Annotated in this window: 9 protein-coding genes and 1 pseudogene; 3 read left to right on the forward strand and 7 right to left on the reverse strand. The window is 43.6% G+C overall.

The annotated features are described in order from the left end of the window. Positions 1-9: 9 nt before the first annotated feature. The 4 genes from C7Y71_RS05950 to rplS all read right to left on the reverse strand — a co-directional run bounded on the left by C7Y71_RS05950 (position 10) and on the right by rplS (position 3,036). Positions 10-1,242, reverse strand: coding sequence for a nucleoside recognition domain-containing protein (locus C7Y71_RS05950; RefSeq protein WP_111899186.1), 1,233 nt, complete (start codon positions 1,240-1,242; stop codon positions 10-12). Positions 1,243-1,246: 4 nt separating this feature from the next. Next, positions 1,247-1,828, reverse strand: a complete 582-nt coding sequence (locus C7Y71_RS05955) for an LOG family protein (protein ID WP_111899185.1) — start codon at positions 1,826-1,828, stop codon at positions 1,247-1,249. Positions 1,829-2,022: 194 nt separating this feature from the next. Beyond that, positions 2,023-2,397 (reverse strand): RidA family protein, encoded by a 375-nt coding sequence (locus tag C7Y71_RS05960; protein WP_111899184.1) that lies wholly within the window; start codon positions 2,395-2,397, stop codon positions 2,023-2,025. A gap of 270 nt (positions 2,398-2,667) precedes the next feature. Beyond that, positions 2,668-3,036 carry a 50S ribosomal protein L19 gene (gene rplS / locus C7Y71_RS05965; protein ID WP_111899200.1) on the reverse strand — a complete coding sequence of 123 codons (369 nt, stop codon included), beginning with the start codon at positions 3,034-3,036 and terminating at the stop codon, positions 2,668-2,670. 382 nt (positions 3,037-3,418) lie between these two features. Here rplS and C7Y71_RS05970 point away from each other — a divergent pair, with 382 nt between their 5' ends. After that, entirely contained in the window at positions 3,419-5,932 is a 2,514-nt protein-coding gene (locus tag C7Y71_RS05970; RefSeq protein ID WP_111899183.1) for a TonB-dependent receptor domain-containing protein, read from the forward strand. A gap of 348 nt (positions 5,933-6,280) precedes the next feature. On the opposite strand, the gene C7Y71_RS05975 is transcribed toward C7Y71_RS05970, so the two are convergent. Continuing rightward, complete coding sequence (locus tag C7Y71_RS05975; RefSeq protein ID WP_111899182.1) at positions 6,281-7,039, reverse strand: hypothetical protein; 759 nt, start codon at positions 7,037-7,039, stop codon at positions 6,281-6,283. Positions 7,040-7,441: 402 nt separating this feature from the next. Next, positions 7,442-8,380 (reverse strand): annotated as a pseudogene (locus C7Y71_RS12245) (IS256 family transposase, variant Zn-binding type); the annotation flags it as partial. A 459-nt stretch (positions 8,381-8,839) separates the two neighbouring features. Here C7Y71_RS12245 and C7Y71_RS05985 point away from each other — a divergent pair. Further along, entirely contained in the window at positions 8,840-9,061 is a 222-nt protein-coding gene (locus C7Y71_RS05985; protein ID WP_111899181.1) for a DUF2795 domain-containing protein, read from the forward strand. Positions 9,062-9,195: 134 nt separating this feature from the next. Here C7Y71_RS05985 and C7Y71_RS05990 read toward each other — a convergent pair whose 3' ends face one another. Continuing rightward, positions 9,196-10,560: a DUF4419 domain-containing protein gene (locus C7Y71_RS05990; protein ID WP_193215854.1), complete on the reverse strand. Its 1,365-nt coding sequence runs from the start codon at positions 10,558-10,560 to the stop codon at positions 9,196-9,198. A gap of 303 nt (positions 10,561-10,863) precedes the next feature. Here C7Y71_RS05990 and C7Y71_RS05995 point away from each other — a divergent pair, with 303 nt between their 5' ends. After that, positions 10,864-11,499, forward strand: a complete 636-nt coding sequence (locus C7Y71_RS05995; protein ID WP_111899179.1) for a GNAT family N-acetyltransferase — start codon at positions 10,864-10,866, stop codon at positions 11,497-11,499. The last annotated feature ends 27 nt before the right edge of the window (positions 11,500-11,526 follow it).

Genomic DNA, 11,526 nt, shown 5'->3' on the forward strand with positions numbered 1-11,526 from the left:
GGCTACCTATTATCCAAAGAAGAGATAGCAAATACCCACAGCGGCTATCATTCCTGCTAAGTCGGCAAGTAAGCCGCAAGTTACGGCATGTCGCGTCTTACTGATGCCCACTGAACCAAAATAGACGGCGAGGATATAGAAAGTGGTGTCGGTAGAGCCTTGGAAGATACAACTCAGGCGACCGGCAAACGAGTCGGCACCGTATGTGTTCATGGCATCTACCATCATTCCTCGTGCCCCACTACCACTTAGCGGTTTCATAATGGCGGTTGGGAGGGCTTCCACCCATTGTGTGTCGAAACCGCAGGCGGTAACACACCATTTAATGCCGTCGATGAGCCAGTCCATAGCGCCTGATGCACGGAATATGCCGATGCCTACGAGGATAGCAATAAGATAAGGAATGATTTTTACGGCTGTCGTAAAACCGTCTTTGGCACCCTCTATAAAAGCATCATATACGTTCACTTTTTTCCGTAAACCGGCTATAAGGAAGAGTATGATGATGGAGAAGAGGATAACATTTGCGCTCGTGGTGCCCACAGTGTCCATAAGCGTGCTGTTCATCGTACTGAATCCCCAGATGATGCCGGCTATGAAAAGCGTAGCGCCGCCAAGTGTGAGGAGCAGCGTGCGGTTGAACAGGTTGATGCGTTGGTACAGACAGGTAATAATGATGCCTGCCAATGTAGAGAAGAATGTGGCAATGAGTATGGGAATGAAGATGTCGCTCGGTTGTGCCGCACCTGCCTGTGCACGATACACCATCACACCGATGGGGATGAGTGTGAGACCTGAAGTGTTGAGCACAAGGAACATAATCATCGGATTGCTCGCCGTGTCCTTTTTAGGATTAAGTTCCTGCAATCCCTCCATGGCTTTGAGCCCGAGGGGAGTGGCGGCGTTGTCCAGACCAAGCATGTTGGCAGAGATGTTCATGAAAATGTTGCCGATGACAGGGTGGTTCTTCGGAATGTCGGGGAAGAGTTTTGCAAATAAGGGACCAAGAAATCTTGCCAATGCGTTTACCACACCGCCTTTCTCACCAATCTTCATAATGCCGAGCCAGAGCGATAACACACCAGTCAGATACAGCGATATTTCAAAACCATTCTTCGCACTATCGAAAGTGGAGTTCATGATGTCTGGAAATACCTGCGTATCGCCAAAGAACACGAGTTTTATCACCGCTATAGCGAAAGCGATGAAGAAAAAAGCCAACCAAATGTAGTTGAGTACCATTTGTTTATAATTTGCAACCTATTACGGCTTGCCATGAATTTTCTAAATCGGTAATGACACGTGCAAGTTCATCCACCGTAGTAGCCACACTGACCACTTCTTCAAATTGGCGTGTGATGAAGCCTTTCTCGCAGAGGTCTTTCAAAAGAGTGATGAGATGATCCCAGCAGCCTGCCACGTTGTAGAGCACGAGGGGACGTTGTCCCTGTATGCCTATAGCACTCACACCCAGCACTGTGAAGAGTTCGTCGAGTGTGCCGATACCACCTGGCAGAGCAAGGAGTACATCGCTCTCCTGCATCATGATGCTTTTGCGGTCGGTAAGGTCGGCGCAAGGGAAGCAAACATCGATGAGTTCACTCTCCAAATGGCGCTGCGTGATGATTTGTGGCACCACACCATACACCTTACCGCCGTTGCGTTTCGTGGCAGCAGCAATCACTTCCATAAGGCCTGCACGCGAACCGCCATAAACGAGTGTGCGCCCCGTTTTGCCTATCCATTCGCCCACTTCATCAGCCGCAGTTTTGTAAACTGCATCGATGTTAGTGCGAGCGGAAAGAAAAACGCCTATTTTCTGCATCATAATAAAATTTTTTCAAGTTTCGTAAGTTGTCAAGCATTATAATATCAGGTTGTTGTATCTTCAAGAATTACAGAATTATAGAATTGATTCTCACAACACCTTTTCAGAATAAGTATAATCTTAGTTTTGTTTCAATTCTTGAAAACCCGATAAATAACCACTTGCGAAAGTTGAGTAATTCTTTTGAAACTGAATTATTTCACGGCAATCGCTTCTATCTCGAGACGCGCGTTCTTGGGCAGTGTCTTCACTGCAACAGCAGAGCGGGCAGGTGCCGTACCTTCAAAGAATTTCGCATATTCTGCGTTCATCTCAGCGAAGTCGTCCATATCGGCAAGAAAAACACTCGTCTTTACCACATTGTCCATCGTCATACCTGCCTCAGCAAGTATGTTCTTGATATTTGTAAGCGACTGGCGTGTCATCGCTGCAATGCCTTCTGCAAATTCGCCCGTAGCAGGATTGATGGGTAACTGACCTGATACGAATACTATGCCGCCTGCCTCAATGCCTTGACTGTAAGGACCGATAGCAGCAGGAGCCTTGCTTGTGGATAATGCTTTCTTCATTTTTCTGAATTTTATCTGTCTTTGTTACTAATGCTATATAAAATTGCGCAAAGTTAACAATTTATATTTATTGGTGTCTGGTAAAAAATAGAAGAAAGAGTCTCTCATAGAGTATGAAAGAGTATGAATACATGTAGGGGCATTTCAAAACAACCGGCTTGCGTTCCAAAACAACCGCGTTCCAAAATGTCTGAGAATTCTGTCAGGCAGCAATAAAAAAACGTCTGCGAGCCGAAACTTGCAGACGTTGTTTTTGTCTTGAGTTGGTGTTTATGCCTCCTTGGCAATGGCAACACGCTTTTCCTTGATGCGTGCCTTCTTACCAGTGAGTTTACGCAGGTAATACAGTTTAGCGCGGCGAACTTTACCAACTTTGTTCACTACGATGCTCTCGATGGCTGGAGAGTCGATGGGGAAAATACGTTCCACACCAACTGTGCCCGACATCTTGCGAACAGTGAAGCGCTTTTTGTTCTGATGACCTGTGATTTTGATAACAACACCGCGGTACAACTGTACACGCTCCTTGTTACCCTCGACGATTTTGTATGCCACTGTAATAGTGTCACCTGCTTTGAATTTTGGGAACTCCTTGCCAGTAGCAAATGCTTCTTCAGCAACTTTCAATAAATCTTCCATTGCGGATTCTTTGTTTTGTTGTTTATCGTCTCGAACACAACATTCGCAGTTCTCTCTTTTGGCGCTGCTCTTTCGCGCGCCCTGCCAGAGGTTATGCCGAAAGCGGTGCAAAAGTACAACATTTTTTTGACCCACAAAACGTTTGACGGAAAAAACTTAGGTAAAAGTCTTCGTAAAGTGTACAAGGGCGTTCAAGGTGTTCAAGGCGTTCATGTTCCTATATATTTGAACACTTGAATACCTTGAACACTCCTGAAGAATAACCTAAAGAACAGCAGTAAGCGAATAAAGTGCGTCTTTATAGGCGGTTTACAAGAAGAATGCCGTAACTTTGCACCATCAAAGAAAGAGAATCTTTACTTGTAAATAGAATCAAAACAATATGAAACAAAAGAGTTTATTGGTGTTTCTGCTGGCATTTCTTGCATTGGGTGCGGCAGGACAGACAAAGATCAGCGGTATGGTGGTGGATTCGGTGAGCCGTGACCCGCAGCCATACGTTACGGTTAGGATATTTCCGTCGAACAATGACGAAGTGCCGCTTTCCACGTTCCTTACCGATGAGAAGGGCGCGTTTTCACACGAAGTGTCGAAAGCCGGCAATTATAACCTGGTGGTCAGCGCCATAGGTAAGAAGACGCGGAAAGTGGAACTCTCTGTGGGTTCTGCAGGAGATTTACGCCTTGGCGAGATTGGTCTGATTGAGTCGAAGTCGTCCGAAGGCACTGCCGTGGTTTCTGCACAGAAGCCGGTGGTAAAGATGGAGACCGACAAGATTACATACGACATGGGTGCCGATCCCGACTCCAAATCGACCACGATGCTCGAAATGCTGCGCCGTGTGCCCCTCGTCAATGTGGACGGTCAGGACAACATCACGGTGAACGGACAGTCGAACTTCAAGATATACGTAAACGGCAAACCCAACCCGATGCTCAGCCAGAATGCCTCTGCCGTGCTGAAGGCCATGCCTGCCTCCTTTGCCAAGAATGTGGAGGTGATTACCAATCCCGGTGCGCGCTATGATGCAGAAGGCACCGGCGGCATCATCAACATCACCACAGCCAATTTCGGCGGTCCAGGCGGACAGGGCGAAAGCATGGAAGGCTATTCCGCCGACATTACGGGTGCAGTAACCACCCGTGGACAGATGGGCAGCGGTTTCTTCTCGATGCAGAAGGGCAAATTCTCGATGAGTGTCAATGGTTCTCTGCACAATGGCAGGTCAGGACTCGGCGCTATGGATTTTGACCGCGTGCAGTATGCTGAGACGGGCGATATAACTACCACGATGCGAAACGCTCAGAGGACTCACAACCGCTTTTATCGCGGCGGGCTGAGCCTGAGTTATCAGATAGACTCGCTCCGCCTCCTCACTGCTGCAGCAAACCTTATGGGTTTCGGCAACAATCAGAAATCGGTGGGCAGCATGGGTATGGCTGCCAGCGGAATGCCGCTCATGAGTTATAATCAGAATGGTAGCACCCGCATGCACTTCCGCTCCATCGATGCCAATCTCGACTATCAGCGCACCTTTGCCAACTGTCCCGAGCGTATGCTGACCCTATCCTACCAGTTCAGCGCATCGCCCAATCGCAACAAGAGTTTTACCGATTTCAGCGATGCCGTAACAATGATGGCAGACATTGACCTGACCGACCGTTTCAGCGACAACAACATGCACAGCACGGAACATACAGGGCAGGCAGACTTTACCACCCCCGTGGCAGAAGGGCATCAGTTGAGCGTGGGCCTGAAATTCATTGGCAGAAAGAACTCAAGCGACTCCAAATACTACGACGTCATCGACAATGTACTCGTGCCCAATGCAATGAACAGTGTGGACTACCGTTTCTTCAACGACATTGCAGCCGCCTACACGGAATATGAAGGCAAAATGGGCTTGTTCAAACTGAAAGCCGGTGCGCGCTATGAGCATACCTGGCAGCGTGTGCGTTATGCCGACCGTCCGGAGCAGAACTTCTCGCTTGACTACGGCAACTTCGTACCCTCCGCCACATTCTCGTTCAACCCGACGCCATTGCAGAGCATAGGACTGAGTTATGCCATGCGCATCAGTCGCCCGGGCATAGACCAACTCAACCCCTACCGCGACATGAGCGACCCAACAAGCATCAGATATGGTAATTCCGACCTTGATGCCGAAAAGACGCACCAGATCAGTCTCGTGGCTTCTTCATTCACGCCGAAATTCATCATCAACCTGAATTTCCACTATAATTTCTGCTCTAACGGCATTGAGAACTACAGTTTCTATGACGAATCGCACGTGCTCAACACCACATTCGGTAACGTGAACAAAAACCACGACTTCGGTGTCAATGCCTTCATGAACTACAAGCCCACAGCAAAGACAAGCATCATGATGAATGCCGGCGGGTCGTATGTGGACCTTCGCAGCGGTGCGCTCGACGTACACAACAGCGGCTGGCAGGGCAACCTGATGGTAGGTTTGCAGCAGACGATGTGGTGGAACCTCAAATTGAGCCTCAATGCCATGGCGATGACCAAGCGCCACGTGCTGCAAGGCACTATGGGTGGATTTGGGGGCGTTATGGGTAGCCTGACCAAGAAATTCTTCGGCGAGACACTCTCTGTGGGCATCTCCGGCTTTATGCCATTCGACGGGAAGAACATACGTTTCAAAATGAACACGTCCGACAAGACCTTCTCCAACCGTATGAGCATGCGTATGCCTGTGGCACAGATAGGCATCACCGCCACGCTCCACCTCGGCAAGATGAACATCAGCACCAAGCGCGTGAGTCGAGGTATTTCGAACGACGACGTGAAGGCATCCGACCAGCAAGGCGGCGGCATGAACAGTGGCGGTACAGGCATCTCGACAGGCGGCATGATGAATGGCGGCATATAGGAATAGTCAAAATAATACAAGTTTCTGAAGTTATCGCTTCGCTTGAAGTTAACGAAGTTATCGAAGTTAACGACGATAGTGTTGGACAGATGAATAACGAATGAAAGAAGAAATTTCCATTAAGTAACGTCGTTAACTTCGAGCGAGGCGATAACTTCAATAACTTCGTTAACTTCAAGCAAAAAAAATGGCAATTATATAGGGTTTGACCCCAACATGACTTAATGCAGTCATCAATGGCTGCATTTATTCAAATTGGTAATAAAATTTCCATAATAATCCACATATGATAACTTACTTATATTCAATACAACTATAAATGGATTAGAATGTATTTTTATGTTTAAGTTAAAATTGAATTTCTTCAACATTTATAATTACATCTGAAGTTATATTATTCATTGTAAATATACCATAAGGGTAATTAGGATCAAGAAAAAGACTTTTTTCCTGCGGTATTGCTGACACATCTAATGTGATTAATGCATATTTTCCTGTGTTTCCTAAACTATTGTTTGCATTATTTAGTTGAATACCAATATCTATCATTTCTTGTCTATTCATTGAACCTCTTAAAAAATAAATACGACTTGGATAATTGAAAAGTTCATTTCTTAGTCTAGGAGAAAAACCTATGTTTTGAATTTTTTTTAAATTATAGTATGGTGTCAAATGTAATAATGTAGTTTCCTCTTTTCTAATATTATTACTTACGTTATTTTGAAATTTTGGTTCAAATTGTAAAGTAACCAATTGATTTATTGGAATATTATCTTCTTTAGGAAAACCTAAATAATACCCACAATAATCCATTGCTTTTTTAATAAGTTCTATATTATTTCCTATTGATGGAATCACAACCAAAATATGTTTAATTCCATTATCTGCGTTAATTTCTTTAATTTGGTTGTTATGTAATCCAAAATAAGATCTCACATACTCTATTGTTTTATCAATAGGATATATCTGTATTAAACCTTCATTTATAGTTGAACCTAATGCCATTGTTAAAGGGTTTGTATATGATGCAGCCTTCTGAATTGTGCCATAGTCAATCCAATATTTCATTAACTCTTCTTTGGATAGTTGAGATAAAAATTCCTTCATTATTTCATTTCTTCCTTTATTGCAAATATAATACAAATTTTGAAATAACCAAATTTTTGAACTGTTTTTATCAAAAACAGAGTCATACCATATATAATTGCCAAAAAAATAATTCACTCCTACAAGTTAATAAAGGCGTATAGGTCAAAATGCAGGCTAAAATCTTTGTAACATGATGATTTACATTTAGTTAAATCGTTTCAAAAGTTTTCAAGCCGATTTGGTTCGGAGTAAATCGCGCTATGGGTCATTTTGCAGGCTGAAAATTTAGCATCGTTTTGACCAGATAAAATAGTTATTTATCTTTGCCTTGCGATACGAAGCGTAACGGAGCTCTGCTGGGGAGCAACTCCGCCAGGAATAGTATCGCCGAATATGCATAATGCATCTGTATGGAGGTGGTTAGATACCGCCTCCATTTTCATTATGCAATTTCGCGTATGCCAAGAAAAAACCATTCATGAAACGTTTGCGATTTTCTTCCGACATATCAGGATGATTGCGCAGTTTCTTCTTTAGGTCGGTAAATGTTCCCTCTATTAAGTTATTGGTATTGGGCATACCATCAACTTCCTCATAGGTAAACAACCATTTTATGTAGAAGCTTATAGTCACCATAGCTGAACGTAGCCTTCGGTGTGTGAATACGATCTTTCCTGTAACTTGATTCGTAGTTTTCTCGGCTAAGAAATCTTTCCATTTTGCTTTCCATTGCTCAAATTCAGATTGGAAAGTGTCTTTATCCATATCCTTTAACCTATAAGCTAAGTCCAATAACTCACGAGAGGCGGGCAAATGTGGTTTTTTAGTCAGTTTGCGTCTGATTATGGCTACGAGGTGGAACTGGCACATCTGAAGAGGGTAATCACTCAATACACTGAACAACTTTTGCAGACCATCTATCACTATGCCTTTTATCCTATAGCCTTGCGATTGGATATAGGCCACGGCTTCTTCGTAGTCTGCTATGTGTTCATGAGAGATATGACGCATGTAAAGGAGCCTGCCGCTGCCTGCTTCCAATGCCAGTAGTACACCTGTGTTGCGACCAAAGTAAGTTGCATCTATATGTACCACACCTTCACCTTGCAATGATGGCTGAATCCAATCTATCTTGACTTTACGTAGCCTGCGCTTTATTGTTGAAGCACTTTTGTGAAACAAATTTGAAATTTCGGCCACTGTCTGCTTGTTATGTAAGTATAAGTGCCAAACATCACTAGAACAGACTTTATGACCTCCTCTGAACTGCCTACCACATGCCATGCATTTGTACAATTCTACGCCTTGGCGCAGCCCGTTCTTCTTTAATATAGGCGAATGACAAGACGGGCATTTTTTTGTTCATATTTCAGTCGGTTTGAAGTATTTCAAATGAACACAAATATAGTTATCATCGGACTTTTACGCAACTTTCAGCCTGCAAAATGACCCATAGAGCGTCGTTGATCAACTTTCAGCCTGCAAAATGACCCATAAGCCTAAAGGTTTAGAACATATCTTGAATTACTACTCCCTCGTTGTCGTTGAAACAGCGGGGAGTAGTGTGTTAAGAGGCCATGAAGCCTGATATTCGTATCCAGAAAGTCTTATGAATAATGGCAAAGGTTTGTAGGGTGACGTATCGTCAAAGTCAGAAAAATGATGTGAAAAGGGGCTGCGAAAAAAACTTAAACAAAATTTATATGTAAATTCTTTTGTTTTTTCATATAAAACACTATTTTTGCGGCGCTTTTCGGAAAGAAATGCAGAAGATTAAAAAAACAGGATATTAACAAAACATTTAAACAAAGAAAGAATATGTATTGGACGCTCGAACTTGCTTCAAAACTTGAAGACGCTCCATGGCCAGCAACCAAGGAAGAACTGATTGACTATGCCATGCGCTCTGGAGCGCCGATGGAAGTAGTAGAGAACCTTCAGGAAATAGAGGAAGAAGGCGAAGTATATGAAACCATAGAAGACCTATGGCCCGACTATCCCGACAAAGAGGATTTCCTCTTCAACGAGGATGAGTATTAAGGATCTAATTTAGAGTTGACGAGTTTAAAACCAGCGAGATAAGCAACGGCAGTTTGTTTGTCTCGCTGGTGTTTTTATTACTATTATGTCATCTTACCTCACCTTCGTTTTTAACTTTCGTAAGTAAAAAAACTCTATTGAATCTTTATATTGTGGAATCGCTTTCTTATGTTTGCTTTCTCTTCTTCTGTCATCTTTCCAGATATAATGAATTCGTCGATAGTCATATTGTCCATCCATTCAGGAAGTACCACTTTGTCGGTAAACACAAGGCGCAAAGACTTGATATATCCCAACTGAGACAACATTTCCGGAACCTCCTTGATGCGCAGTTCTATGCCCCTACCATTTTCATTATTCTTCTTGAGTTTATTTAAGGTGTAATCATCGCCTTCTGCCACGCGGACAAGCCATCCTATCTTTGGAGTCAGTATGTTGTTTGTCGTGTCAACCTTTGCTCCTATAAATCCTGCCCAGAGTTCCATTGGCATTTCGCTGATGAGATTACCGTTTGCTGGATTGATGGTGCGGTACTTGAAACGCACTCTTACATATTCTGACGGCATGTTCTTCTTATGATTTATCTTGTCAAGGGTCTGTCCATTCTCATCCGGAAAGAGTTTCAGCAACCAACCATCGAGTTCTGTAGGTTTTTCGGGAATACAACCTCCGCCTTTTAGTTTATCAATACTCTGTTTTCTTACGATACCTTTCCAGAATACCTGGTTGGGATGCCCGTCGGCTGCTTGTATGAACTCCTTGAGTATAGGCTCAAGTTCGTTTACCCATGGTTCGAGCCCGTATGCTTTCAGTTGCATGGTCTTCTCGAGTACCCGTTGCCAGTCGCTGACGGTTCCTTGTAGTGTGACGGAAGGAATCCCGCAGACTATGCGATATATGATATATTCAAAGTATGACTTCACGCTCTCCATCAGCGTGATTTGCGAAGCCACACGCTCAACCTGTCCAGTCGTCGTAAAGTCTGAGGTAACTATCTTGGCTACGTTGTTTTTTGTGTATTTGTCTATCTGAGATGAAATGTTATCAATAAGAGATGGCCAGTCAACGTCTTCAGTCAATAGATCCTTTTTGGTTTCAACCACCAAGTCCATTTTCCCCTCGTGGTTTACCAATTTGGGACGCATTTCTTCTGTATGAGCATTCACGTACCGGGCAAAACCCTGACAGATAATGAGCCATATCATATCAGGGGAAATCGTAAGCGACTGATGGTTGGCGTATGCTTCTACAACAGTTTTGTAAAAAGCATCCTTACCCATGGGGTATAAATTGTTTTCCATAGCAAAACTCGTTGCAATAATGCCAAGTACTTCATCTGAGATTTGTTCATCATTAAGCATATTGTCAGCAATGTCTCCTCCAGTGAACAGTTTGTGTCTGTATCGGTCATTGATAGGCGTTAAATCCTCATCAACGACGAAAGTGATACTTCCGTCTGCTCTGTTTATAATTTTTATGTCTTCCGCGTGTCCCGTCATTGTCAATAAACTAATTAGGATAAAAGTAAAAATGCCCTGTCTCTTCATGGCTATTCGTTTTTTTTGTAATTCAATGCAAAGATATAATTTTTTTTAATCTGACATTAAAAAATGAAGGAAAATGCGAATCAAAGTTTCAATTTGTCAATAAAAACGTTATGAATATGTCATTTCTATTGGTTTTCCTGTTGTGAATCACTATGGAATGGCTATTTTTTTGTAAATTAGCGCCGAAATTTGGAAATAGAATTTTGAAGGGATCATATTTTGGAAAAATCCCCATACACTTCAAATACAAAAATTATGGAATCAAAGGATATCGTAGTAAGACATGCTACCGCTTCCGACACACACTATGCCGAGCGTATTTGCAAATTGATTTACGAATCAGCCTTGAATCGCGGCACAGGCATAGCCCGTCGTACTCCTGAATACGTTTCTTCCCGAATGGAGGAAGGCAAGGCTGTCGTGGCACTTGATGGCGACAAGGTGGTGGGCTTCAGTTACATAGAGACCTGGAGTCACGGCGATTATGTGGCAACGAGCGGATTGATAGTCGATCCTGACTATCGCGGTATGGGTATAGCCACTCGCATCAAGGAGCAGACATTCGCCTTGGCGCGCCTGCGCTATCCGGAAGCAAAAATCTTCAGCATCACAACGTCGCTGCCTGTCATGAAGTTGAACACGCGCCTGGGCTATAAGCCTGTTACACTTTCAGAACTCACACAAGATCCGGAATATTGGAAAGGTTGTGAAGGTTGTGTGAACTATGATATCTTGATGCGAAACAACCGGCGGGTGTGCCTTTGCTATGGTATGCTTTTCGACCCGAAGGACCCTGACAACCAGTCAGAAGGTAAAAAAGGGTCATTCTTCACACCGTATATCATGAACATCAAGAACAAACTCAAGGCTATATTCAACCTGAAGAAATAGTCCGTTCTACTAATCATCAAGTTAATA

This window comes from Pseudoprevotella muciniphila (assembly GCF_003265305.2).
Lineage (GTDB): Bacteria > Bacteroidota > Bacteroidia > Bacteroidales > Bacteroidaceae > Alloprevotella > Alloprevotella muciniphila.